Origin of the sequence: Streptomyces sp. NPDC008086, assembly GCF_042957325.1 — a bacterium.
Classification (GTDB): Bacteria; Actinomycetota; Actinomycetes; order Streptomycetales; family Streptomycetaceae; genus Streptomyces.
Genome location: NZ_JBIBIA010000012.1, coordinates 137947 through 162039, shown reverse-complemented (window position 1 = coordinate 162039; position 24093 = coordinate 137947). Strand labels below are relative to the sequence as shown.

Genomic DNA, 24093 nt, shown 5'->3' with positions numbered 1-24093 from the left:
CGGTCGGCCCGAAGGGCATCGTCCTCAAACGCCGGACGGGCTGAAAGGGCACTGCCCACCGAGCCACCAACCCCCTCCGACACGCTCCCGCGTCCCGATAAGGCAGTCTTGTCCCCGTGCCCGAACCCGTAGCCCGTAAGTCCGAACCCGCCGCGCACGACGTCCACCCGCACTCCGCGACCTTGAAGCGGCTCGAGAAGTCGTCCGGTTCTCTCGCCGCGCAGGCCATCGCGCGGATGGATGAGACGCTGCCGTGGTACCGGGCCATGCCCCCGGAGAACCGTTCCTGGATCGGTCTGGTCGCGCAGGCCGGTATCGCCGCCTTCACCGAGTGGTTCCGGCATCCCGACGCGCCCCAGGCGATCTCCACCGATGTCTTCGGGACCGCGCCTCGTGAGCTGACCCGTGCCATCACCCTCCGTCAGACCGTGGAGATGGTGCGCACCACCATCGAGGTGATGGAGTCGGCCATCGACGAGGTCGCCGCTCCCGGTGACGAGAGCGTGCTGCGGGAGGCGCTGCTGGTCTACGCCCGGGAGATCGCCTTCGCCACCGCCCAGGTCTATGCCCAGGCCGCCGAGGCACGCGGTGCCTGGGACGCCCGGCTGGAGTCGCTCGTCGTGAACGCCGTGCTGAGCGGGGAGGCGGACGAGGGCGCCGTGAGCAGGGCCGCCGCTCTCGGGTGGAACTCACCGGAGCATGTGTGTGTCGTGCTCGGGACCGCGCCCGACGGGGACAGCGAGCTGACCGTCGAGGCCATCCGGCGGGCGGCCCGGCACGCCAAGCTCCAGGTGCTGACCGGGGTGCTCGGGGACCGGCTCGTCGTCATCGCGGGCGGCAGTGACAATCCCATCGCCGTCGCGAAGTCGCTGATCGGGCCGTATGCCGCCGGGCCGGTCGTGGCGGGGCCCGTCGTACCGGATCTGCTGGCCGCCACCCGGTCCGCGCAGGCCGCCGCCGCGGGGCTGAAGGCGTGTTCGGCCTGGCAGGACGCGCCGCGGCCGGTGCTGGCTGACGATCTCCTGCCGGAGCGCGCCATCGCCGGTGATCCCAGTGCGCGTGAGCAGTTGGTGGAGGAGATCTACAGACCGCTGGAGGAGGCCGGGTCGGCTCTGCTGGAGACGCTCTCGGTCTATCTGGAGCAGGCGAGCAGCCTCGAGGGGGCCGCACGGATGCTCTTCGTTCATCCGAACACCGTGCGCTACCGGCTTCGACGTGTGACTGACGTCACCGGCTGGTCGCCTTCCGATGTACGCTCCGCGTTCACTCTGCGGATCGCGCTGATCCTGGGGCGTCTGGTCGACGGCGATCTTCAGCTCTAGGGTTTTGTCGGGGGCCCACAAAACCCCCTCGTGTTCTTCGTCCTTGTCCCCACGGGCGGCCGTGCCCGTCCCCAAGAGAGAGTGTGAGAGTGCTCGTACTCGTCGCTCCCGGCCAGGGCGCCCAGACGCCCGGCTTCCTGACTCCCTGGCTCGAACTCCCCGGTGCCGCGGACCGCGTCGCCGCGTGGTCCGACGCCATCGGACTGGACCTCGTCCACTACGGCACGCAGGCCGACGCCGACGCCATCCGGGACACCTCCGTGGCGCAGCCGCTGCTGGTCGCGGCCGGCATCCTGTCCGCCGCGGCACTGGGTGACATTGCGCCCGGGGCCGTGGCCGGTCACAGCGTCGGTGAGATCACCGCGGCCGCCTTCGCCGGCGTCCTCGACGACACCGCCGCGCTGACCCTCGTACGCAAGCGGGGTCTGGCCATGGCCGAGGCCGCCGCGATCACCGAGACCGGTATGTCGGCGCTGCTCGGCGGCGACCCGGGCACCTCGGTCGCGCACCTGGAGAAGCTGGGGCTGACCCCGGCGAACATCAACGGCGCCGGTCAGATCGTGGCCGCGGGCACCATGGAGCAGCTCGCCGCGCTGAACGAGGACAAGCCCGAGGGGGTGCGCAAGGTCGTTCCGCTGAAGGTCGCGGGCGCGTTCCACACGCACCACATGGGCCCCGCGGTCGAGAAGCTGGCCGAGGCCGCCAAGGAGCTCGTGCCCGGCGACCCGCGGGTCACCTACGTCTCCAACAAGGACGGCCGGACGGTCGCCGCCGGCGCCGAGGTGCTGGAACGTCTCGTCGGGCAGGTCGCCAACCCGGTCCGCTGGGACCTGTGCATGGAGACCTTCAAGGAGCTCGGCGTCACGGCCCTGATCGAGGTGTGCCCGGGTGGCACGCTGACCGGTCTGGCCAAGCGCGCGCTGCCGGGTGTGACGACCCTGGCGCTGAAGACCCCCGACGACCTGGACGCTGCTCGCGAGCTCATCGCAGAGCACGCCTGACAAGGAGCCCGAGCATGGCGAAGCTGAAGCCCAGCAAGGGCGCCCCGTACGCGCGCATCCTCGGCGTCGGCGGGTACCGTCCGACCCGGGTGGTGCCCAACGAGGTGATCCTGGAGAAGATCGACTCGTCCGACGAGTGGATCCGTTCGCGCTCCGGTATCGAGACGCGGCACTGGGCGAACGACGAGGAGACCGTCGCCGCGATGTCGATCGAGGCGTCCGGCAAGGCGATCGCCGACGCCGGGATCTCCGCCGAGCAGATCGGTGGCGTGATCGTCTCGACCGTCTCGAACTTCCGGCAGACCCCGGCCGTCGCGACCGAGATCGCCGACAAGCTGGGCACGAACAAGGCCGCGGCCTTCGACATCTCGGCCGGCTGCGCGGGCTTCGGTTACGGCCTGACCCTCGCCAAGGGCATGATCGTCGAGGGCAGTGCCGAGTACGTCCTGGTCATCGGCGTGGAGCGGCTGTCCGACCTCACCGACCTGGAGGACCGGGCGACGGCGTTCCTGTTCGGCGACGGCGCCGGCGCGGTCGTGGTCGGCCCCTCCGAGGAACCGCACATCGGTCCGACGGTGTGGGGTTCCGAGGGCGACAAGTCCGAGACGATCAAGCAGACGGTGCCGTGGAACCAGTTCCGGATCGGCGACGTCTCCAAGCTCCCGCTCGACAGCGAGGGAAACGTCAAGTTCCCCGCGATCACGCAGGAGGGCCAGGCGGTGTTCCGCTGGGCCGTGTTCGAGATGGCGAAGGTCGCCCAGCAGGCGCTGGACGCGGCCGGGATCACCCCGGACGACCTGGACGTCTTCATTCCGCACCAGGCCAACGAGCGGATCATCGACTCGATGGTGAAGACACTGAAGCTGCCGGAGCACGTCACGGTCGCCCGCGACGTGCGCACCACCGGCAACACCTCGGCCGCCTCGATCCCGCTCGCGATGGAGCGGCTCCTGGCGACCGGCGAGGCGAAGAGCGGCGACACCGCGCTAGTCATCGGATTCGGGGCGGGTCTCGTATACGCCGCGACGGTCGTTACTCTCCCCTAGGCACTCCGTGCCGGATCTTGTGAGCCGGCACGGGAACCGCACCACCCGTCGCTGCCGCGGCGGGAGCGAAAACTCGCTGAACAACCTGAACAACAACGAAGGAGCGCCAAGATGGCCGCCACTCAGGAAGAGATCGTCGCCGGTCTCGCCGACATCGTGAACGAGATCGCCGGCATCCCGGTTGAGGACGTCCAGCTGGACAAGTCCTTCACCGACGACCTGGACGTCGACTCGCTGTCCATGGTCGAGGTCGTCGTCGCCGCCGAAGAGCGCTTCGACGTGAAGATCCCGGACGAGGACGTCAAGAACCTCAAGACCGTGGGCGACGCGACCGACTACATCCTCAAGCACCAGGGCTGATCCTCCGATCACGCTTCTGGGCTGACTGCCCCGCCACCCGGCGGTGGCGCCGCTGAATCCCCATTCCTTGGAGAAAGAAATTCCCGTGAGCCCGACCAATCGCACCGTGGTCGTCACCGGTATCGGCGCAACCACACCGCTGGGTGGCGACGCAGCCTCTACCTGGGAGGGCCTGATCGCCGGCAAGTCCGGCGTCAAGCCCCTGGAGCAGGAGTGGGCCGCCGACCAGGCGGTCCGTATCGCCGCGCCGGTCGCCGTCGAGCCGACCGAGGTCATCCCGCGGCCGCAGGCCCGCCGACTGGACCGTTCGGCGCAGTTCGCGCTGATCGCCGCGCAGGAGGCGTGGAAGGACGCCGGGTTCGAGGCCAAGGCCGGTGAGGACCCGAACGTCGACCCCGACCGCCTGGGAGCTGTCGTCGCCTCCGGCATCGGCGGTGTGACGACGCTGCTCGACCAGTACGACGTGCTCAAGGAGAAGGGCGTCCGCCGCGTCTCCCCGCACACCGTCCCCATGCTGATGCCGAACGGTCCCTCCGCCAACGTGGGCCTGCTCGTGGGCGCCCGTGCGGGCGTGCACACGCCGGTCTCCGCCTGCGCTTCGGGCGCCGAGGCCATCGGCTACGCCATCGAGATGATCCGCACCGGCCGTGCCGACGTCGTCGTCGCGGGTGGCACGGAGGCGGCGATCCACCCGCTGCCGATCGCCGCGTTCGGCAACATGATGGCGATGTCCAAGAACAACGACGACCCGCAGGGCGCGTCGCGTCCCTACGACGTCGCCCGCGACGGCTTCGTCCTCGGTGAGGGCGCCGGCGTGATCGTCCTGGAGTCCGCCGAGCACGCCGCCAAGCGCGGGGCCCGGGTGTACGCCGAGGCGGTCGGGCAGGGCATCTCCGCCGACGCGCACGACATCGTGCAGCCCGAGCCCGAGGGCCGCGGTATCTCGCAGGCCCTGCGGAACCTGCTGGAGCGCAACGACCTGGACCCGGCGGAGATCGTGCACGTCAACGCGCACGCGACGTCGACGCCTGCCGGTGACATCGCCGAGCTGAAGGCGCTGCGGAAGGTGTTCGGGGACGACGCCGACCACATGGCCGTCTCGGCCACGAAGTCGATGACGGGGCATCTGCTGGGTGGTGCCGGTGGTGTCGAGACCGTGGCGACGGTGCTCGCGCTGTACCACCGGGTGGCTCCGCCGACCATCAATGTCGAGAACCTCGACCCGGAGGCCGAGGCGAATGCCGACGTCGTCCGTGGGGAGGCGCGGAAGTTGCCTGTCGAGGGGCGGATCGCCGCGCTGAACGATTCGTTCGGGTTCGGTGGGCACAATGTCGTGCTGGCGTTCCGGTCTGTTTGAGGTCGGCGTCAGCTGAGAGATGGCCCGGACTCTGGGAAGAGTTCGGGCCATCGCCGTTGGTGGTGACTGTTGTCGGCCGGCTGCGGGGCGGTGGGGGCTTGTCGCGCGGTTCCCCGCGCCCCTGATACCCACAAACCCGGCGCCCTCGCCCTGCCCCTCTAGACGACCTGGTGCAACCAGCGCACCGGCGCTCCCTCGCCCGCGTACCTGAACGGCTCCAACTCGTCGTCCCACGGCTTGCCGAGGAGCTTGGCGATCTCGGCCTCCAGATCGGTCTCGCCGCGCTGGGAACGGGTCAGGGCGGCGCGCAGGCGGTCCTCGGGGATGAGGATGTCGCCGTGGATGCCGGTGACGGCGTGGAAGATGCCCAGGTCGGGGGTGCAGCTGTAGCGCTCGCCCTCGGCGGTGGGGCAGGGCTCCGCGGTGACCTCGAAGCGGAGGAGGTGCCAACCGCGCAGGGCGGAGGCCAGCTTGGAGGCGGTGCCGGCCTCGGCCTGCCAGGAGAACTCCGAGCGCCAGGTGCCGGGCGCGGCGGGCTGCCGGATCCAGTCGAGGTTGACGCGCGTGCCGAGCACCCCGGCGACGGCCCACTCGACATGCGGGCACAACGCGCGCGGCGCGGAGTGCACGTACAGAACTCCACGTGTCGTCACCGGGACCTCCGGGCAGAGCGGACATCTTGCGAACTGGCGGACGATCGTGGCCGGGCGGCCACGTTGATGGCGAGGCTACCGTGCGGCGGCGCAAGGAGTGTGACGTACCGTCGGTCCCGGTGCCGCGAAACGCCCGCCATTCACCCGGCAGGACGCTTGTACGGGTGTGAGCCGTTGCATGAGCCGGATGGGAACCCTCGTGCGTTGTCATGGGTTGGAGACCAATGACGGGGCCGAGCGAGGGGATGGACCACGGATGCCGAAGCGACGGCACCTTTCGCGTGCGGTGTTCGCCGCGGTGACCGCGACCGTGCTGGGCGTCGCCGGCTGTGACGCCGTCGGCGGCAACTCCCCGGCGCCGTCCGGCACCGAGGCGGGGAGCGCGCGCCCCTCGCCGAAGCCGACGCCGGCGTGGGACCGCAGTCCGGCGTCGATCGCGGCTGTCGGTGACTCCATCACGACCGGTTTCGACGCCTGTACGGTCCTGTCGGACTGCCCCGAGGTGTCGTGGGTGACGGGCAGCAGTCCGCGGGTCGACAGTCTCGCCGTACGGCTGCTGGGGAAGGCGGACGCGGCGAAGCGCAGCTGGAACCACGCGGTGACCGGGGCGCGGATGGCGGACGTGCCGGGGCAGATGGCGCGGGCGGTGGCGCACCGGCCGGAGCTGGTGGCGGTGATGGCGGGGGCGAACGACGCCTGCCGGGACACGACGGACGCGATGACGTCGGTGGCCGAGTTCCGCTCGCAGTTCGAGGACGCCATGGGCACGTTGCGGGAGGCGCTGCCGAAGACGCAGGTGTATGTGGCGAGCGTGCCGAACCTGATGCGGCTGTGGGAGCAGGGCCGGACCAGTCCGGTGGGCCGGCAGGTGTGGAAGCTGGGCATCTGTCCGTCGATGCTGGGCGACGCCGAGTCGCTGACCTCGGCGGCCAACCAGCGGCGCGAGACGGTGCAGGGGCGGGTGGAGGCGTACAACAAGGTGCTGGAGGAGGTCTGTGCGAAGGACCGCCACTGCCGGTTCGACGGCGGCGCGGTGTACGACTTCCGGTTCGGTGCCGAGCAGCTGAGCCAGTGGGACTGGTTCCATCCGAGTGTGAACGGTCAGGCACGGCTGGCCGAGATCGCCTACCGGAGGATCACGAACTAGTGTTCCGCTCATGAGCGAACACTTCGGCACACTTTCCGACGGTACGCAGATCCATCGCTGGACGCTGGAGCGCGCGGGCGTCCGGGTCCGGGTGCTGTCGTACGGCGGGATCGTGCAGTCGTTGGAGGTGCCGGACCGGGACGGGCACGCGGCGGACGTGGTGCTGGGCTTCGCCGATCTGGACGGGTACCTCACCCACCCCGGGCCCTATCTCGGTGCTCTCATCGGGCGGTACGCCAACCGGATCGCGGGCGGCCGGTTCCCGCTGGACGGTCTGACGTACGCGCTCGACCCGAACAATCCGCCCAACTCGCTGCACGGCGGCGAGCGCGGCTTCGACAAGCGCGTGTGGGAGGTGACGCCGGTCGAGCACGGTGTGCGGCTCAGCCGGGTCAGTCCGCACGGCGAGGAGGGCTTTCCCGGGCGTCTCGACGTCTCGGCGACCTACACCCTGGACGCGGACGGGGCGCTGCGGATCGCGTACGAGGCGGTGGCGGACGCGCCGACCGTGGTGAACCTGACCAACCACAGCTACTTCAACCTGGCCGGGGCGCGGGCGGGGAGCGCGGGCGGGCATGAGCTGCGGCTGGCCGCCTCCCGGTTCACCCCGGTGGACGCGGACCTCATTCCGACCGGTGCGCCGGACGAGGTGGCGGGCACGCGGTTCGACTTCCGTGCGGCGCGGAAGGTCGGTGAGGGGTACGACCACAACTTCGTGCTCGACAAGGGGGTGACGGAGAGTGCGGAGGAGGTCGCCGAGCTGTACGACCCGTCGACCGGACGGGTGCTGACGGTGGCGACCACGGAGCCGGGGCTGCAGCTGTACACGGCCGACCATCTGACCGAGCCGTTCGCGCCGGGCGACGGCATCGCGCTGGAGACCCAGCACTTCCCGGACTCCCCGAACCGGCCGGACTTCCCGTCCACGGTGCTGCGGCCGGGCGAGGTGTTCCGTTCGGAGACGGTGTACGGCTTCTCGGCCCGCTGAGCCCGCCGGGCGAGGGAGACCAAAGCCCCGGCCCGGGCGTCAGGACCCGGGCCGGGGCTGTTCCTGGGGTACTTCTCCCGGCTCAGACGTTAATCGTCGCCGTCACTCGACGGTCGGCGATCGAGCGACTCACCTGGATCTCGTACGAACCCTTCACAAAGGTCCACGCATTGGTCGTCTCGTCCCACGTCTCGAAAGCGCGGCGCGGCATCTCGATCACCGCTTCGGCGGTCTCCCCCGGCCCCGCCTCCACACCCGCGAACCCGGCCAGCCATCGCGCCGGACGGCCGGCGTCGGGCTCGCCCCCCGGCGCCAGGTACACCTGCACCACCTCGCGTCCCGCACGCTCGCCGGAGTTGCGGACGCGGACCGTGACCGTGGTGCCCTCGACCTTGGCGGACTCGTACGTCCAGTCGGTGTAGCCGAGGCCGTGCCCGAAGGGGTACGACGGGGCGCGGCCCTCCTTCTCCCAGGCGCGGTAGCCGATGAAGACGTCCTCGGTGTACGCCAGTTCACCGGCCTCGGGGACGACCTGGGTGACGGGGGCGTCGGCCAGGGAGCCCCAGGTGGTGGGCAGCCGGCCGCCGGGCTCGTGCGCTCCGGTGAGGACGTCGGCCAGGGCGGCGCCGCCCTCCTGGCCCGGGAACCAGCTGAGCAGCACGGCGGCGACGTCCTCCCGCCAGGGCAGCTCGACCGGGGAGCCGGAGTTGACGATCACCACGGTGTTGGGGTTGGCGGCGGCGACGGCGCGGACCAGGTCGTCCTGGCAGCCGGGCAGCGTGAGGTCCTTGCGGTCGAAGCCCTCGGACTCGACGCGTTCGGTGGTGGCGACCACGACGACGGCCGTGTCTGCGTGCCGGGCGGCCGCGACGGCCTCGGCGATCAGCTCGTCGGCGTCGCGCCGGGGCTCCTGATGGGTGAGGGTGAAAGCGACGGCCTTCAGCGGGACGCCCTCGGGGAACTCGACGACGTGGGTGAGGGAGACCTCGACCGGTTCGCCGGCGGTGAGTTCGGGCTGGGCACGGGAGACGGGGGCGCCGAAGAAGGTGATGAAGGGGTCGTCCCTCTCCGGGGGCTGGAAGTCGTCGTAGTACGTCGTGCCGTCGATGGTGAGCTCGAAGGCGCCGACGCCCTTGATGCCGAAGGTGTGGGGGCCGGTCTCGCGCGGGGTGAAGGTGCCGGTCAGCTCGACGGTGTGCAGGGTGTCGTGGGTGACGCCCTCGGGAAGGTCTGAACCCACCCACTGGATCTGGCCGTTGGGGGCGGAGCCGGTGCCGATGACGTTCCCCTCGGCGTCCCGGCACACGGCGCGCAGCTCGAATCCCTTGTCGGCGACGCCGAGTTCGGTGTTGGGGTCGGCGCCGACGGCGTAGGTGAGGGCGCCCTCGGGGAGGGCGGCGGTGAGGCCGTCGAGCGGGGAGACGATCCGGTCGGGGAAGACGGTGGCGGAGCCGCCGCCGAGCACGCGGGCGTCGCGGGCGGCGGCGCCTATGAGCGCGACCGTGCCGGTCGGCCCGAGCGGCAGGGCACCCTGGTTGCGGACCAGGACGAAGGAGCGGCGGGCGATCTCGCGGGCCAGCGCGATGCCGTCCACGGCCGCGGGGTGCTCCGTGACGACGGGCTCGGCGCCCTCCAGGATGCCGACGCGGGCGGCCAGCCGCAGGACGTTGCGCACGGCGGCGTCGACCTTGGCCTCGTCGACCTTCCCGTCCCGTACGGCCTGGGCGAGGGGCCCGCCGTACACGGTCTTCGGGCCGGGCATGGCGACGTCGAGGCCGCCCTCGATCGCGCCGACGGTCGACCGGGCGGCCAGCCAGTCGGAGACGTTGAAGCCGTCGAAGCCCCATTCGCCGCGCAGGACCTCGTTCACGAGGTGGTGGTGCTCGGACATCGTCGTGCCGTTGACCGTGTTGTAGGCGGTCATGATGCCCCAGGGGTGGGCGTTCTCGACGATGGTCTCGAAGGGCGCCAGGTACAGCTCGCGCAGGGCGCGTGCGCTGACCTTGTTGTTCACGGTGAAGCGCTCGGTCTCGGCGTCGTTGGCGACGAAGTGCTTGACGGTGGTGCCGACGCCGCCGGACTGGACGCCGTTCACACAGCCCGCGCCGATCGTGCCCGTCAGATACGGGTCCTCGCTGTAGGCCTCGAAGTGCCGGCCGCCGAGCGGGGAGCGATGCAGGTTGACGGTGGGCGCGAGGAGTACGTGCACGCCCTTGCGGCAGGCCTCCTGGGCGAGCAGCACCCCGGCCCTGCGGGCGAGTTCCGGGTCCCAGGCGGCGGCGAGGGCGGTGGGCGAGGGCAGGGCGACGGACGGGTCGTCGGCGGTCCAGCGCACGCCCCGGACGCCGATCGGGCCGTCGGACATGACGAGGGATCGCAGGCCGATCTCCGGGAGCGCGGGCAGCGTCCACATGTCCTGACCGGAGAGCAGCCGTGCCTTCGCGTCGAGGTCGAGCCGGGCGAGGGCGGCCTCGACGACCGCCTCGCGCGCTTCGTCGGCCTGGGTGCGGGTTCCCGCCATCGCGGTGCCTCCTCGTTGAGTCCGGGGTGTGTTCGCCGCTCCCCATCCTGCATCGACCGCCTGTAGCCCGGTAGGTTTCGTTATCTTCATGTTACATTTGAGGTACGGCGATGTCGTACGGTGACGCCATGAACGCGAGGGTCAGAAGCGAGGAGCGGCGCGCCGAGATCGTGCGGGCGGCCCTGGAGGTGATCGCCGAGCGCGGTTACCGGGGCGCGAGCCTGGGCGCGGTCGCGGAGCGGGTCGGGCTCACCCAGCAGGGGCTGCTGCACTACTTCCCGACCAAGGACGCGCTGCTCGTCGCCGTGCTCCAGGAGCGGGACCAGTGGGACGCCGTGCCGGGCGCCCGGTGGCGCGTCGACCTGCTGGCCTCGCTCGTCGAGTACAACGCGATGCGGCCCGGCATCATCCAGACCTTCTCGGCGCTGCTCGGCGAGAGCGTGACGGAGGGGCATCCGGCGCGCGCGTACTTCACCGAGCGGTACACCGACGTCCGCGCGAGCATGGCCGAGGTCCTGCGCGCCGAGTACGGCGACCGGCTGCCGAACGGGCTGACCCCGGAGCGTACGGCTCCGCTGCTGGTCGCCGTCATGGACGGCTTGCAGTACCAGTGGCTGCTGGACCCCGAGTCGGTGGACATGCCGGGGGCGTTCCGCGACTTCCTCGGGCTGCTCGGCGAGAGGCCGACCGACGTGGACCCGGGCTGAGGTTCACGGTTCGGTTTCCCCACGCCATGGCGTAGTCCACTTCCGTCACGCGATACTTCCGGCGTCCTGCACGACGCACCGTGACGGAAGGACCGTAACTCCCTTGAATTCCATACGCGTTCGGATCGGCGTCCTCGGGCTGGCCCTGCTCGCCGGTCTCGCCGCCCCCACGTCCGGGTCGGCCGCCGCCGAGGCCGCATCCGCCCCCGCCGCGCCGACCGTCGAAGAGCAGCGCCTCGACAAGGCGGTCCCGCAGGAGATCCTGCGCCGCTCCGGATTCGACGTCCCGGCAACGGAGTTCGCCGACGACCTCGCCGCCGCGCGCTCCTACGCCCAGGCCCTGCGTGTCGTCGTACGCGAGGGGTCGGCGTTGTGGCGGAGGGCCGTGGAGCGGGCGCAGGGGCGGGGGCCGGACGGGGGTGATATGAGCCGGGACGACGATCGGCCGCTGTACTGGGCCCGGTTGTCGATGACCCTGGAGGTGCGGACCTGGGAGCCAGGGTTCGGGCTGAGTGGCGGTCAGCGGGCCGCGTTGCTGGACGCGTTGGAGCGGGGGTCTCGTGGGCAGACCGACATCCGCTATCCGCGGGGCGAGGGCATCCGGCGCGTCCTGGTCACCGGGTTCGACCCGTTCACCCTCGACCGTGACATCCGTATCTCCAATCCGTCCGGGGCGAGCGCGCTCGCGCTCGACGGGACGGTGATCCGGACGGCGCGGGGGCCGGTACGGGTGGAGACCGCCGTGTTCCCGGTGCGCTGGTCGGACTTCGCCGAGGGGACGGTGGAGCGGACGTTGCGGCCGTATCTGAGGCAGGTCGACCTGTTCACGACCGTGAGTCAGGGGCGGGTCGGGCGGTTCGACGTGGAGCGGACCAACGGGGCCTGGCGGGGTGGGTTCGGGGACAACGAGAACGTGGGGCGGACGGAGACGATACCCGTGGCCGATCCGGCCTCGCAGCCGCAGTGGACGACGACGACCCTGCCGTACGAGGAGATCGTCGCCGCCGACACCGGCCGCTTCCCCGTGTACGACAACACGAGCGTGACCGAGATACCGGCGGGCGGCACGCAGGCCGTGGTGCGGCCGGAGGGGCCGACGCCCGGTTCCATCGCGCGGGCCGGGGGCGGCGGGGACTACCTGTCCAACGAGATCGCCTACCGGGCGACGCTGCTGCGGGATCGGCTGGGGCTGCACGACGCCCTGCCGGGTGGGCATGTGCACACGCCGGTGCTTCAGTTCGGGGCGGGGAACTCCGATCCTGCCACGGGGGCGGTGACGGATCCGGAGTTCGTGCGGAATCGGCTGGACATCGTGGCGCAGGTGCGGGCGATCGTGGGGGTGGCGGTGGCCTCGTAGGGGGCCGGGCGGTTTTTCGCCCCCGCCGCCCCTACCCGTCCCATCCCTTGAAGGGGCTCCGCCCCTTCGACCCCGCTGGGGCTGCCGCCCCAGACCCCGCCATCGGCCCTCCGGGCCTCGTCCTCAAACGCCGGACGGGCTGAAGATGCCTGGGCCGGCGTACGCCCCAGCGGGTCCACGAACGCCGCACGGGCTGAAGATGGGTGGGCCGGCGTAGGCCTCTGCGGGTGGGTGGGAGGATCGGGGCGGCGGTGGCTCGTCCTCAAGCGCCGCACGGGCTGAAGATGCCTGCCCCCTGCCGGTGGGCGGGGGATCGGGGCGGCGGGTGGCTCGTCCTCAAGCGCCGGACTGGCTGAAGGGGTCCGGAGCGGCGCTGGGCAGCGGATGGTCGTCCCGCCGCTCCTCGGTCTCCTCCCCCATCAGCTCCCGCGTCATCAGCGTCGCTCCCGCGACGGCGCCCGGCATCAGGAACACCGCGACGAACGGGACCAGGAAGGCGGCGGCGAGGGGTGTGCCGAAGCCCCAGACGAGGGTCTTGCGGGAGCGGAGCATCGTGAGGCGGTCGCGGAGTCCGACGCGGCGGCGTTGGAGGGCGACCGCCGTGAGTTCCTCGGTGAGGAAGAAACCGGTGACGACGACACCGGCCACCGGTACGACCGTCTGGCCGACGACCGGGATGAAGCCGAGGGCGAAGAGCAGTACGCCCCAGACGCCGGCGCGCAGGACGATGCGGAGGCTGTCACGGCCCGAGATCCACAGTTCGCGCCAGAGCGGCAGACCGGACTCGGGGGCCGTGCCATCCGGGGAGACGTCCCGGTCGACCTTCTCGGAGAGGCTCTCGTAGAAGGGCTGGCCGACCAGGAGCGTGACCGCGGTGAAGGTGATGACGGAGAGGAGCAGGCCCAGGGCGAAGAGAACGGCGGTGAGGAAGCCGCGGAAGAGGCCCTGCCAGGGGCTCGACCAGTCGTCGGCGAACGGGGTCGACCAGGAGACGAAGTCCTCGCCCCAGAGCGCGAGGGCGACCAAGGCGGCCGCGTAGAGCACCAGGGTGATCAGGCCCGGGATCAGCCCGAAGCCGTACTGCTTGCCGTGCCGGGCCACCCATCGCTGGCCCTTGAGGAGATACCTGAACCCGGTCCCGAGATCGCGCATGAACCGAACTCTAGTCGGACCGTGTCACACGGCAGTCACGGGCGTTTCGACGCCCGGTCACCGCGGCCCGGGGCAGGGAGATGAGCCATCCGGGGCGTCCGTGACACCAACTCCCTCTTGTTGCGGTTGAGTCGAACAGGTACACCTCGCCGTACCGATCTTTGGAAGTTCCGGAGGAGGTACGCGTGCGCAACACGAGAACCGTTCCTGCGAGACCGTTTCCTGCGAGGCCCGTTCCACTCTTCGCCCTTGCCGTCACCACGGCGGGCTCCCTGCTGCTCGGCCCGAACGCCGGCGCGGCGGAACCCCGGCCCCCGGTCCACCGGGAAGCCGCGCTCGACCAGCAGGTGGCCCGGGCTCCCCTGGGCGCGGCCCAGCGGGCCCTCACCGCCGCCGGGGCCGGGGCGGAGGCTGCCCTCGGGGACGACGGGCGGGGCTATCCTCGGCGCCAGGTCCTCAGCGCCGATCCCGTGAACCCGGGCGACAAGTCCATCAAGCTGGGGCTCACCCCGTACCACGGCCTCGCGCCCAAGCTGAACGCCCTCCAGGCTCTCGGCGACCGGGTGAGCGTCGAGGTCGTGGGGCGGTCGGCGGGTGGGCACCGGCTGTATCTCGTCACCGTCACCGCTCCCGAGACGGCCCGGCAGGCCCGCTCGCAGGCGCGGATGCGTGAGCTCATCGAGAGGACGCCCGCCCTCGCCGCCAAGTCGGCTGAGATCAAGCGGAGTTACAAGGCGCCGGTGTTCGTCAACAACAACATCCACGGCGACGAGTGGGAGGGCACCGACGCCTCCCTCGAGCTCATCCAGCGGCTGGCCACCGCGCAGGACGCCAGGACGCGTGACCTGCTCGCGCACAGCCGGCTGTACTTCAACGTCACCGCCAACCCGGACGGCCGTATCGCCGGAACCCGCGCGAACGCGAACGGGTTCGACATGAACCGGGACTTCGTCACCGCCTCGCAGCCCGAGGTGCGGGCGATGCGGCAGATCATGGTGGGCAAGCAGCCGACCGTCATGCTCGACCTGCACGGCTATGTCAACGGCACCCTCATCGAGCCCACCACTCCCCCGCACGGCGAGAACTACGAGTACGACCTCTTCCTGAAGAACTCCTACGCCAACGCCCTCGGCATGGAGGCCGCCGTCAACGGGCTGGGCTACACGCCGCGGAAGGACGGCGTCGAGCCCGCGCAGATCCCGTTCCGCGACCTGGACGAGGGCTGGGACGACTGGCCGCCGATCTTCACACCGCAGTACGCGGCCTTCCACGGCACGGTCGCCGCGCACACCGTGGAGATCCCGATGGAGGTGAACGGCTCCCTGTACGACACCCTGCCGGTCACCGAGCTGCGCCGCCGCTCCGCCATCAACGTCGACGTCGCCGGGGCCGCCCTGCGCGCCACCCTCGACTTCGTCCGGACGAAGCGCGCCTCGCTGGTCGCCGACCAGATCGAGGTCTTCCGCCGGGGAGCCGCGGGCGCCGCGCAGGTGCCGGTGTCGCCGGCGACCGTCCCGGGCGTCCCCGGCATCGGCCCCGAGGACGTCTACACGACCACCTTCCCCCGCGCGTACGTCATCCCGGCGCCGGGCACGACGGCCGCCGCCCGCCTCGTCGACCACCTCCTCGCCAACGACGTACGCGTCACCCGCGCCGCCCACGCCTTCCGCCTCGGCGGCCGGACGTACGCCAAGGGCTCGTACGTCGTCGACATGCACCAGCCCAAGCGGGGGCTCGCGAACGTGCTCCTCGCGGACGGGCGGGACATCAGCGACAAGGTGTCCGCGATGTACGACATCTCCGGTTGGAGCCTCGGCCGGCTGTGGGGCGCGCCGGTGCGGACCCTGCCGCGGCTGCCGTACGGCGGTGTGCTGCGCCCGGTCCGTGCGGCGTCCCCGGTCGCGTACGTCGCCCCGCGCGGCGACCTGCGGCTGCGGCTCGACGACCCGAACGAGGTCGCCGCGCTCAACTCCCTGCTCCGCGACGGCGTCCGGGCGCGCCGGGCGGCGGACGGCAGCGCGATCGTGCCGGGCTCGGCGCGACGGCAGGCCGGGGAGGCCGCCCGCCGGTACGGCGTCGCCTTCCACGCGACACGGCTCACCGGCACGGCCCCGCTCCACCGCACCCGGGTGGCCGCCGCCGTCACCGCGGGTGAGCTGTTCGCGCTGCGGGAGATGAACTTCGAGGTCACGCCGGTCTCCACGGACGTGCTGAACGCCGGGTTCGACTGGTCGTCGGTGGACGCGCTGTTCGTGTCGGTGGGCTTGGAGTACGGCGACCTGACCGCCCCCGCCCGCACCGCCCTCGACTCCTTCCTCACCGGACACGGTCTCGTCGGCCGGGGCCTCACCGGCGCCGAGCTGGGCACGGCGGCCGGACTGCTGGCGGTGAAGCCGGTCGAGGGCAACGGGGACGCCAACGGGGTGGTTCGGGTGCGGAACTCGGGCAGTCTTCTCATGTCCGGCGCTCCGGACCACGGGTTCGTGTACGCACCCGTGTGGTTCACCGACCTGGGTCCAAAGGTGCGAGTCGAGCAGGCGTACGGCACCGGGAACCCGCTGGTCTCCGGGCACTGGCGGGCGTCGCAGGACGGTTCCGGCGGGCCGGGGGACGCGGCGGGTCGGGCGTCGGTGGTCAGCGGGCCCCGCGCCGTCCTGTTCGGCACCGAGCCGCTCTTCCGGGATCATCCGAAGGGCGAATTCGCCCAGGTCGGACGGGCGTTGTTCAGCATGGCGCAGGCCAGTGGCACCAGATGAGGAGAGCGGATGACGCAAGGGATCCACGGCACCGTGGCGGACGGCTTCGAGGCGGTGCGCGAGGAGTTCGCCACGTTCGTGGCCGGTGAGCGGCCCGACTACGAAGGCCAGTTGTGCGCGTACGTGCACGGCAGGAAGGTCGTCGACCTCTGGGCCGGTGACGGCTGCGAGGCGGACTCGCTGTACGGCGTGTTCTCCTCCACCAAGGGCGCCGCCCATCTCGTGGTCGCGCTCCTGGTCCAGGACGGCACGCTCGAACCGGACCGCAAGGTGACGTACTACTGGCCGGAGTTCGGCGCCGAGGGCAAGGCCGGGGTGACCCTACGGGATCTGATCTCCCACCGGGCCGGGCTGGTCGGCCTGGACGCCGGGTTCACCCGGGACGAGCTGGCCGACGACCGCGCCATCGCCGAACGCCTCGCCGACCAGCGGCCGTTCTGGCGCCCCGGCACGGCCTTCGGCTATCACGCGCTCGTCATCGGCGCGCTGACGGGTGAGGTCGTACGGCGGGCCACCGGCCGGACGCTTCAGGAGGTGTACGAGGAGCGGGTGCGGGCGCCCTACGGCCTGGACTTCCACCTCGGGCTGCCCGAGGAGCTGGAGCCGCGCTTCCGCTCCGTGCAGCCGATGGCCCCGACACCGGAGCAGCAGGCGGTGCTGGACTCGGTGCCGCAGGGGCCGCACACCCTGTCGTCGATCGCGTTCAACACGCATGTGCCGGATCCGGGTGAGCTGGTGGACTACGCCAACTCCCGTGCGGTGCGCGCGAGCGGGCCGGCGTCGGCGGGCGGGGTCGCCTCCGCGCGGGGGCTCGCCGGGATGTACGCGGCGGCGATCAGTGAGCTGGACGAGCGGCCGCCGCTGCTGAAGCCGGACACGGTGGCCGAGGTGGGGCAGATCCATTCGACCGGGTACGACCTGGTGGCGCGGGCGCACAAGTCGTACGGGCTGGGTTTTCAGGCGACGGCGGACACTTGGTATCCGTTCCTGGGGGCGGGGACCTTCGGGCACAGTGGGGCTGGGGGGTCGCAGGCGTTCGCGGATCCCCGAGCTGGGCTGGCTTATGGGTATACCCGGCGGCGGTGTGCGTTTCCTGGTGGGGCTGCGCCGGAGAATGGGCGGTTTGTGCGGGGGGTGCATTCGGCGGCGCTCGCGGTTTGACACCGGCGACCGCGCCTAACAGCTCGGGGGGCTCGGTCGTATCGCGGGTGCGGCTCCGTGGTGGCTGGTCGCGCCCACGCGGCGGAGCCGCACGTCGATACGGCCCCGCGCCCCTAGGGGGGTGCGCCCAGCGCCGACGAGGCCGCACCCCACGTCCAGGGGTGCGGCCTCCCCGTGGCAACGACCGTGTCAGGCGAGCGTCACGGTGATGTTGCCTCGGGTCGCCTTCGAGTACGGGCAGACCTGGTGGGCCTTCTCAATGAGGGCTTTGGCGGTCTCGGTGTCGACGTTCGGGATGTCGGCGGAGATCTCGACGATGATGCCGAAGCCGTCACCGTTCTTGCCGATGCCGACCTTGGCGGTGACGGTCGAGCCGGAGACGTCGGCCTGCTCCTGGCGGGCGACGACGCCGAGGGCGCCCTGGAAGCAGGCGCTGTAGCCGGCCGCGAAGAGCTGCTCCGGGTTGGTGCCGGCGCCGCTGCCGCCCATCTCCTTGGGCGGGTTCACGACGACGTCGAGCTTGCCGTCGTCGGTGGCGACCCGGCCGTCGCGACCGTTGTCGGCGGTGGCGACGGCCGTGTACAGGACGTCGGTCTGCTGGATGGACATGCGGTGTCTTCCCCTTCTCGGTCCGCCGCGACTCGCGCCCACGATCGACGACGGTTTCGGAAAGAAGTTACCGCATGCCGGAAATCAGCAGAAGGCGTCAGAGCTTGACGATCATCTTCCCGGTGTTGTCGCCGCGCAGAACCCCGAGGAACGCCTCCAGGTTGTTCTCGATGCCTTCGACGACCGTCTCGCGGTACTTCAGCTCGCCGGCGGCCACCCAGGGGCCGACCTCGGAGACGAACTGCGACTGGAGGTCGTAGTGGTCGCCGACCAGGACCCCCTCGACGCGGAGCCGGTTCTGGAGGATCTTGACCATGTTGCGCGGGCCGGGGGTCGGCTCGGTCGAGTTGTACTGGGAGATCATGCCGCAGATCACGGCACGGCCGCGGAGGTTGAGCGCGCCGATGGCGGCCTCCAGGTGCTCGCCGCCGACGTTGTCGAAGTAGACGTCGATGCCGTCCGGGGCGGCCTCCTTGAGCTGCTCCCAGACCGGGCCGTTCTTGTAGTTGAAGGCGGCGTCGAAGCCGTACTCCTCGACGAGCAGCTTGACCTTCTCGTCCGAGCCGGCGGAGCCGATGACCCGGGAGGCACCCTTGAGCCTGGCGATCTGGCCGACCTGGCTGCCGACGGCGCCCGCGGCACCGGAGACGAAGACCGCGTCGCCCTCCTTGAAGGCGCCGACCCGCAGCAGGCCCGCGTACGCGGTCAGGCCCGTCATGCCGAGGACGCCGAGGTAGGTGGAGAGCGGCGCGGCGTCCGGGTCGACCTTGACGGCGCTCTTCGCGTCCACGGCGGCGTACTCGCGCCAGCCGAGGAAGTGCAGGACGTGGTCGCCGACGGCGATGCCCTCGGCGTTGGACTCGACGACCTCGCCGACGGCGCCGCCCTGCATGACCTTGCCGAGCTCGAACGGGGCGACGTAGGACTTGGCCGCCGACATGCGGCCGCGCATGTACGGGTCGACGGAGAGGTACTTGTTGCGTACGAGCACCTGACCCTCGGCAGGGCTCGGCAGCTCTGCCTCCACCAGGGCGAAGTCCTCGGCCTTGGGCCAGCCGACGGGGCGGGAGAGGAGGTGCCATTCGCGGTTGATCATGGGGGGTGCCCTTCCGATGTACTGCGGGTGTGCCGCGCTGCAATTACTTCAGCAGATGAAACAACCATGCTCCTGAATATTTCATGATGTCAAGTAACGGGGGTACCCTGAGAGCATGGCCACTACACCCAGGACCCGCCGCCCCGATGAGCTGACCCTCGAAGTCGTCGACCTCATCGGCTCCGTCGTGGCCCGCTACCACGAGGAGTACGAGGAGGCCGCCGCCGAGCACGCGCTCACCGGCGCGCAGGCGCGGCTGCTCAGCCTGCTGTCGCTGGAGCCGCTGCCGATGCGGAAGCTGGCACAGCGGCTGCGCTGCGAGCCGTCGAACGTGACCGGCATCGTGGACCGGCTGGAGACCCGGGGCCTGGTGGAGCGCCGCCCGGACCCGGCGGACCGCCGCGTGAAGCTGGCGGCGGCCACGGAGGAGGGCCGCCAGGTGGCCCGCAGCCTGCGTGACTCCCTCCGGTTCGCCCGGGAACCGCTGGCCGGGCTGTCGGAGGAACAGCGACTGACCCTGCGGGACCTGCTGCGGAGGATGCTGGGCGTGGACGTCTGAGGACGACGGGCCGTGACGCCGGTCCGGGGCGTCGGTCCGGGGCGTCGGTTGCGGGGCGAGGGGCCCGGCGCGAGGATCGGTACGTGGTGTCGTACCGCTCGGGCAGCCATGAGGGGTCTGACGGGCGTGGCGGGCGGGCCGCCCCGGCGGGGGTGACTCCGGACGGTGACCCGGTGCTCGCCGCCCGGCTGGCCGTGCCGACGGTGCCGGGGACGTTCGTCCGCAGGGAGCGGCTCGTCGAGCAGTTGACCGAGGGGGCCGGTCGGCCGCTGACCCTGGTCAACGGGCCCGCGGGGGCGGGCAAGACACTGCTGGTCGCCGACTGGGTCGCGGCCCGCGAGCCGGGTGCCGTCGCCTGGCTGACCGTGGAGCCGCAGGACAGCGCGCCCGGTGTGTTCTGGTCGTACGTCCTGCACGCCCTGCGGCACCACGGGATCGCCCCGCCCGAGGACGTCCGCGGCCCGGCCCGCCCCGGCGAGGTGGACCACTCGCTGCTGGCCCGGCTCGCGGCCTGGCTGAACGGACGGGACAACCGGGTGACCCTCGTCCTGGACGAGTTCGACCGCGTGGCCGGCTCCACCGCGGTCGCCGACGAGCTGCAGTTCGTGCTCCGCCACGCCGGCGCCGGACTGCGCCTGGTGCTCATCAGCCGCACCGAGCCGCTGCTGCCGCTGCACCGCTACCGGGCCGCAGGGGAACTCGTCGACATCCGCGCCGACGACCTGGCGTTTCGCGCCGAGGAGACGGCCGCCCTGGTCGACCGGCACGGGCTGCCGCTGTCGGCCGACGCCGCGCGCACCCTGACCGAACGCACCGAGGGCTGGGCGGCGGGGCTGCGGCTGTGCGCCCTGGCCGCGCAGCGGGCGGACGACCCGGAGAGCTTCCTGAACGACTTCGAGGCCGGGCACAGCACGGTGGCCGACTTCCTGCTGGGCGAGGTGCTGCGCGCCCACCCCGCCGAGACCCAGGACCTGCTGCTGCGCACCAGCATCCTGGAGAAGACCCACCCCGACCTGGCCAACGCCCTCACCGGGCGGGCCGACGCCGAACCGGTCCTGGAGACGCTGCAGCGGACGAACGCGTTCGTCGAGCCCCTCGGGCACTCCTGGTACCGGCTGCACTCGCTGTTCGCCGAGATCCTGCGGGTGCACCTGCGGGTACGGCACCCGGGCCTGGAGCCGGAGCTGCACCGCACGGCCGCCGAGTGGCTGAGCCGGGCGGGCCTGCTCGACGAGGCGCTGCGGCACGCGGCGGAAGCGGGTGACTGGGAGCTGGCCGCCGCCGAGCTCGTCGACCATCTGGCGATCGGCCGGCTGCTGACCGGGCTGGCCGCCGAGCGGCTGGACGATCTGTTCGCCAGGATGGCGCCGGAGGCGTCCGGCCCGGCGCCCGACCTGGTGCGCGCGGCGCGCGAGCTGGCCCACCACGACGTCGACCGGGGTGTCACCTACCTGCGGCGCGCGGAGGAGAACCTGCCGGAGCGCGGCACCGACGACGCGGCGGCCGTCCGGCTGAGCTGTGCGGCGCTGCGGGTGCTGGCCGCCCGGCTGGTGGGCTCGGCCGACCTGGCGGAGACGGCGGCGCGGGACGCCACGGAGGCGGAAGGAGCCCTGCCCGCCGACCGGCTGGAGCGGAGCCCGGAGCTGACGGCCCTGATGCTCACCGACCTCGGTTCGGCCCAGCTGTGGGCGGGCCGGTTCGACGCCGCGCGCGCCACGCTGTCCGCCGCCGTCGACGCCGCCGAGGCGCTGTCGGCGGCGTTCCCCCGGCACGAGGCGCTCGGCCGGCTGGCGCTGATCGACTTCCTGCACGGCCGTCCCGGCCAGGCCGAGGCGCATGCCCGGGACGCCGTCGCCGAGGCGGAGCGTTCGGGGCTGCCGGTGTCGTACCGCACCGGGATGGCCCAGCTCGTGCTGGCCGCGGTCGCCGTCGACCGGGACGACCTGACGACCGCCCAGGGCCATCTCGACCTGGCGGCCGCCGCGTCCGCCGCCGCCCGTGATCCCCTCGTGGCCGTGGAGCTGGCGATCCTGCGCTCCCGGATGCTGGTCGCGAGGGGCGACAGCCGGGCGGCGCTGCTCGCTCTCGACGACATGACGCGCCGGCCCCTGGTCCTGGCCGAGCCCTCCCCGTGGGTGAGCGACCGTATCGCCGTGGCGACGGCGGCGGCGCATCTGGCGGACGGCGATCCGAAGGCGGCGGTGAAGGTCTTCGAGGAACAGCCGCTGCACAGCGCGGAGAGCCGGGCCGCCGAGGCCCGGGCCCGGCTGGCGGCGGGCGACGGCGAACGGGCGCTGCGCATCCTGGACGGCCTACCCGAGTCCCGGGACCAGGGTCCGGCCGTCGATGTGTGGCTGCTGCTGACCCGTGCGCAGGTCGTCGAGGCGACCGGTGACTCCCCAGCCGCGGAGGGCCTGCTGCTGCGGGCACTGGCGGCGGCCCGTCCGCATCAGCTCAGGCGGCCGTTCCTGGAGGCGGAGCCGTGGTTCGGCCGGATGCTGCGGCGCCGGCCCGCGCTCGCCCGGGAGCACACCTGGCTGACCGGCACGCTCGCGCCGCAACGGGCGGAGCCGCCCCTCCCGGAGCCGCTCAGCGCGCGGGAGCAGGACGTCCTCGAACGACTGGCCCAGCTCATGTCCACCGAGGAGATCGCCGCCGACCTGCATCTGTCGGTCAACACGGTGAAGACCCACCTGAAGAGCATCTACCGCAAGCTCGCCGCCGGCCGACGCGGCGAGGCCGTCCGCCGGGCCCGCGAACTGGGCCTGCTCTGAACCGGGCCTGCTCTGAACCGGGCCTGCTCTGACGGACCCTCGGACCCTCGGACCCACGGACCCGGGCCGCTCCGCCGTGTCACCTCGCCCGGGTGATGCCACCTCGCGCCCTGTCGCCGAGCATGAGGTCATGCGCTACGAGATCCGCGTCGACGGGGAGATGTCGGACGAGCTGACCACGGCGTTCCCCGAGTTGAAGACGTCCGTCGTCCCCACCCAGACCGTGCTGTACGGCCCGGTCGACGACGAGGCGCATCTCTACGGCCTGTTGCTCCGCTTCCAGTCACTGGGACTGCGCGTGGCGGAGTTCCGCCGGATCCCGGACTGACTCTCAGCCCGCGAGGACCTTCGCCTTGGCCTGCTCGTACTCGGCGTCGGTGATGTCGCCGTGGTCGTGCAGTCCGGCGAGCCTGGTCAGTTCGTCCACACGGGTCGCCCGGGCCTCACCGGTGGCCGGGGCCCCGGCGGCCGCCTCCTGGACGTAGGAGCGGAACGCCTGCTCCTGCCGCTGCATCTGGCGCACGTCGCGCTCGCCCATGCCGCGGCCGCGGGCGATCAGGTAGACGAAGACGCCGAGGTACGGCAGCACACAGACGAAGACCGTCCAGCCCGCCTTGGCCCCGCCGCCCATGGTGTCGTCCCGGAAGATGTCGCCGATGACCCGGAACAGCAGCACGAACCACATGACCCACAGGAAGAACCAGAGCATGGTCAGGAACGCGTTGAGCAGCGGATAGTCCACGGTTTCCTCCACTTGCCGGCCGCCTTGGGGTCACGGCGGCACTCGAAGCCTGACGCTGTCCACGCTGCGCCTGTCGCCCCGGAACGGCATCACCCGCCGCGGGTGGGTGCCGTCCCGGGCCGGGTGCGGTCGCGCGGGGCGGCGGTCAGGCGAGGATCAGCACGATGAAGACCACGCAGACCACGATGTTGATCAGCCAGCTGTGGGTGTTCATCCAGTCCCGCACATGCGGCATGGCGGCGGTCGCCCTGCGGTGGAAGAGCAGCAGGGCCAGCAGGGGCAGCGCGGCGATCAGCACGGTGGCCCCGATGAACGGCAGCGCCTCGGCGAAGTTCGCGTCCGCCTGGGCGAGGTTGGTGCCCACCGTCAGCATGACGATGATGTCCGACGGCATCAGCAGGATGACGAGCAGTCCGACCTTCAGCGCCCGCTTGGCGTCGGCCGACATCAGTGTGCCCAGCCATTTCGGGGGCTGGATGGTCTCCCGCCGGATCCAGTTCTTGAGGGCGGACGCCACCAGGAGGCCGACCAGCACATACTGGATGATCTTGCCGGCGGAGCCGCCGTCGTCGGGGTCGCCCAGGTCGAACGCGGAGGCGAGGCCCCAGGTGATCGCGGTGCCGACGGTGGCGGCTGTGGCGACGCCGAGGAGGAAGCCGAGCGAGACGCGGACGGGCCGCGGAGTGGTGACGAAGATGATCGCGGACATGATCTGCGGGCCGATCATCATCGTCACGGCCAGTGGCAGCACGTTCAGACCGTCCACGTCCGCCTCCGTGTCGGCT

General features: G+C 71.7%; 21 protein-coding genes. 14 read left to right on the top strand and 7 right to left on the bottom strand.

Going from position 1 to position 24093, the window contains the following annotated elements; genetic code table 11:
* Positions 1 to 116: 116 nt before the first annotated feature.
* From fasR to fabF, 5 genes are all read left to right on the top strand, one after another.
* A complete protein-coding gene (gene fasR, locus ACFZBP_RS36230; RefSeq protein ID WP_383450412.1) occupies positions 117 to 1322 on the top strand; it encodes a fatty acid biosynthesis transcriptional regulator FasR in 1206 nt (401 codons plus the stop codon).
* Between the two features lie 89 nt (positions 1323 to 1411).
* Positions 1412 to 2323, top strand: a complete 912-nt coding sequence (locus tag ACFZBP_RS36225) for an acyltransferase domain-containing protein (RefSeq protein ID WP_391419708.1) — start codon at positions 1412 to 1414, stop codon at positions 2321 to 2323.
* Between the two features lie 14 nt (positions 2324 to 2337).
* Entirely contained in the window at positions 2338 to 3369 is a 1032-nt protein-coding gene (locus ACFZBP_RS36220) for a beta-ketoacyl-ACP synthase 3 (protein ID WP_391419706.1), read from the top strand.
* Between the two features lie 111 nt (positions 3370 to 3480).
* Positions 3481 to 3729 carry an acyl carrier protein gene (locus ACFZBP_RS36215; protein ID WP_004001566.1) on the top strand — a complete coding sequence of 83 codons (249 nt, stop codon included), beginning with the start codon at positions 3481 to 3483 and terminating at the stop codon, positions 3727 to 3729.
* Between the two features lie 85 nt (positions 3730 to 3814).
* On the top strand, positions 3815 to 5086 hold the full coding sequence (fabF, locus tag ACFZBP_RS36210) for a beta-ketoacyl-ACP synthase II (protein ID WP_391419704.1): 1272 nt from the start codon (positions 3815 to 3817) through the stop codon (positions 5084 to 5086).
* Between the two features lie 158 nt (positions 5087 to 5244).
* Here the strand turns inward: fabF and ACFZBP_RS36205 are convergent, their stop codons facing one another.
* Positions 5245 to 5739 carry a DUF3145 domain-containing protein gene (locus ACFZBP_RS36205; protein ID WP_100826020.1) on the bottom strand — a complete coding sequence of 165 codons (495 nt, stop codon included), beginning with the start codon at positions 5737 to 5739 and terminating at the stop codon, positions 5245 to 5247.
* A gap of 256 nt (positions 5740 to 5995) precedes the next feature.
* Between ACFZBP_RS36205 and ACFZBP_RS36200 the strand changes: the two genes are divergently transcribed.
* Both ACFZBP_RS36200 and ACFZBP_RS36195 read left to right on the top strand, forming a co-directional pair.
* Positions 5996 to 6886 (top strand): SGNH/GDSL hydrolase family protein, encoded by an 891-nt coding sequence (locus ACFZBP_RS36200; RefSeq protein ID WP_391419701.1) that lies wholly within the window; start codon positions 5996 to 5998, stop codon positions 6884 to 6886.
* 10 nt (positions 6887 to 6896) lie between these two features.
* Positions 6897 to 7874, top strand: coding sequence for a galactose-1-epimerase (locus ACFZBP_RS36195; protein ID WP_391419698.1), 978 nt, complete (start codon positions 6897 to 6899; stop codon positions 7872 to 7874).
* Positions 7875 to 7956: 82 nt separating this feature from the next.
* Here ACFZBP_RS36195 and ACFZBP_RS36190 read toward each other — a convergent pair whose 3' ends face one another.
* Positions 7957 to 10395: a glycoside hydrolase family 3 C-terminal domain-containing protein gene (locus ACFZBP_RS36190; protein WP_391419696.1), complete on the bottom strand. Its 2439-nt coding sequence runs from the start codon at positions 10393 to 10395 to the stop codon at positions 7957 to 7959.
* A 110-nt stretch (positions 10396 to 10505) separates the two neighbouring features.
* Here ACFZBP_RS36190 and ACFZBP_RS36185 point away from each other — a divergent pair, with 110 nt between their 5' ends.
* The gene (locus ACFZBP_RS36185) at positions 10506 to 11102 is read left to right on the top strand and encodes a TetR family transcriptional regulator (protein ID WP_391419694.1); all 597 of its coding nucleotides are present in this window, start codon (positions 10506 to 10508) and stop codon (positions 11100 to 11102) included.
* Between the two features lie 103 nt (positions 11103 to 11205).
* On the top strand, positions 11206 to 12459 hold the full coding sequence (locus ACFZBP_RS36180; protein WP_391419692.1) for a pyroglutamyl peptidase: 1254 nt from the start codon (positions 11206 to 11208) through the stop codon (positions 12457 to 12459).
* Positions 12460 to 12795: 336 nt separating this feature from the next.
* Here ACFZBP_RS36180 and ACFZBP_RS36175 read toward each other — a convergent pair whose 3' ends face one another.
* The gene (locus tag ACFZBP_RS36175; RefSeq protein WP_391419690.1) at positions 12796 to 13611 is read right to left on the bottom strand and encodes an EI24 domain-containing protein; all 816 of its coding nucleotides are present in this window, start codon (positions 13609 to 13611) and stop codon (positions 12796 to 12798) included.
* A gap of 185 nt (positions 13612 to 13796) precedes the next feature.
* Between ACFZBP_RS36175 and ACFZBP_RS36170 the strand changes: the two genes are divergently transcribed.
* Together ACFZBP_RS36170 and ACFZBP_RS36165 are read left to right on the top strand one after the other, a co-directional pair.
* Positions 13797 to 16367: a M14 family zinc carboxypeptidase gene (locus ACFZBP_RS36170; RefSeq protein ID WP_391419688.1), complete on the top strand. Its 2571-nt coding sequence runs from the start codon at positions 13797 to 13799 to the stop codon at positions 16365 to 16367.
* Between the two features lie 9 nt (positions 16368 to 16376).
* Complete coding sequence (locus ACFZBP_RS36165; protein ID WP_391419685.1) at positions 16377 to 17528, top strand: serine hydrolase; 1152 nt, start codon at positions 16377 to 16379, stop codon at positions 17526 to 17528.
* A 189-nt stretch (positions 17529 to 17717) separates the two neighbouring features.
* On the opposite strand, the gene ACFZBP_RS36160 is transcribed toward ACFZBP_RS36165, so the two are convergent.
* A complete protein-coding gene (locus tag ACFZBP_RS36160; RefSeq protein ID WP_391419683.1) occupies positions 17718 to 18137 on the bottom strand; it encodes an Ohr family peroxiredoxin in 420 nt (139 codons plus the stop codon).
* 97 nt (positions 18138 to 18234) lie between these two features.
* Entirely contained in the window at positions 18235 to 19233 is a 999-nt protein-coding gene (locus ACFZBP_RS36155) for a zinc-binding dehydrogenase (RefSeq protein ID WP_391419680.1), read from the bottom strand.
* A 115-nt stretch (positions 19234 to 19348) separates the two neighbouring features.
* Between ACFZBP_RS36155 and ACFZBP_RS36150 the strand changes: the two genes are divergently transcribed.
* The 3 genes from ACFZBP_RS36150 (at position 19349) to ACFZBP_RS36140 (ending at position 22894) form a co-directional block, all read left to right on the top strand.
* Complete coding sequence (locus ACFZBP_RS36150) at positions 19349 to 19792, top strand: MarR family winged helix-turn-helix transcriptional regulator (RefSeq protein ID WP_383450375.1); 444 nt, start codon at positions 19349 to 19351, stop codon at positions 19790 to 19792.
* Between the two features lie 83 nt (positions 19793 to 19875).
* Positions 19876 to 22566 carry a LuxR C-terminal-related transcriptional regulator gene (locus ACFZBP_RS36145; protein ID WP_391419678.1) on the top strand — a complete coding sequence of 897 codons (2691 nt, stop codon included), beginning with the start codon at positions 19876 to 19878 and terminating at the stop codon, positions 22564 to 22566.
* 130 nt (positions 22567 to 22696) lie between these two features.
* Entirely contained in the window at positions 22697 to 22894 is a 198-nt protein-coding gene (locus ACFZBP_RS36140) for a hypothetical protein (RefSeq protein WP_383450370.1), read from the top strand.
* A 3-nt stretch (positions 22895 to 22897) separates the two neighbouring features.
* On the opposite strand, the gene ACFZBP_RS36135 is transcribed toward ACFZBP_RS36140, so the two are convergent.
* Together ACFZBP_RS36135 and ACFZBP_RS36130 are read right to left on the bottom strand one after the other, a co-directional pair.
* The gene (locus ACFZBP_RS36135; RefSeq protein WP_383450852.1) at positions 22898 to 23275 is read right to left on the bottom strand and encodes an SHOCT domain-containing protein; all 378 of its coding nucleotides are present in this window, start codon (positions 23273 to 23275) and stop codon (positions 22898 to 22900) included.
* Between the two features lie 178 nt (positions 23276 to 23453).
* A complete protein-coding gene (locus tag ACFZBP_RS36130; protein WP_391419675.1) occupies positions 23454 to 24074 on the bottom strand; it encodes a GAP family protein in 621 nt (206 codons plus the stop codon).
* Between the last annotated feature and the right edge of the window lie 19 nt (positions 24075 to 24093).

Coding starts and splice junctions, on each gene's coding strand:
- ACFZBP_RS36220 (WP_391419706.1), top strand. CDS start 2,338: ATGGCGAAGCTGAAGCCCAGCAAGGGCGCCCCGTACGCGCGCATCCTC.
- ACFZBP_RS36215 (WP_004001566.1), top strand. CDS start 3,481: ATGGCCGCCACTCAGGAAGAGATCGTCGCCGGTCTCGCCGACATCGTG.
- ACFZBP_RS36200 (WP_391419701.1), top strand. CDS start 5,996: ATGCCGAAGCGACGGCACCTTTCGCGTGCGGTGTTCGCCGCGGTGACC.
- ACFZBP_RS36195 (WP_391419698.1), top strand. CDS start 6,897: ATGAGCGAACACTTCGGCACACTTTCCGACGGTACGCAGATCCATCGC.
- ACFZBP_RS36190 (WP_391419696.1), bottom strand. CDS start 10,395: ATGGCGGGAACCCGCACCCAGGCCGACGAAGCGCGCGAGGCGGTCGTC.
- ACFZBP_RS36185 (WP_391419694.1), top strand. CDS start 10,506: ATGTCGTACGGTGACGCCATGAACGCGAGGGTCAGAAGCGAGGAGCGG.
- ACFZBP_RS36175 (WP_391419690.1), bottom strand. CDS start 13,611: ATGCGCGATCTCGGGACCGGGTTCAGGTATCTCCTCAAGGGCCAGCGA.
- ACFZBP_RS36165 (WP_391419685.1), top strand. CDS start 16,377: ATGACGCAAGGGATCCACGGCACCGTGGCGGACGGCTTCGAGGCGGTG.
- ACFZBP_RS36160 (WP_391419683.1), bottom strand. CDS start 18,137: ATGTCCATCCAGCAGACCGACGTCCTGTACACGGCCGTCGCCACCGCC.
- ACFZBP_RS36155 (WP_391419680.1), bottom strand. CDS start 19,233: ATGATCAACCGCGAATGGCACCTCCTCTCCCGCCCCGTCGGCTGGCCC.
- ACFZBP_RS36150 (WP_383450375.1), top strand. CDS start 19,349: ATGGCCACTACACCCAGGACCCGCCGCCCCGATGAGCTGACCCTCGAA.
- ACFZBP_RS36140 (WP_383450370.1), top strand. CDS start 22,697: ATGCGCTACGAGATCCGCGTCGACGGGGAGATGTCGGACGAGCTGACC.
- ACFZBP_RS36135 (WP_383450852.1), bottom strand. CDS start 23,275: ATGCTCTGGTTCTTCCTGTGGGTCATGTGGTTCGTGCTGCTGTTCCGG.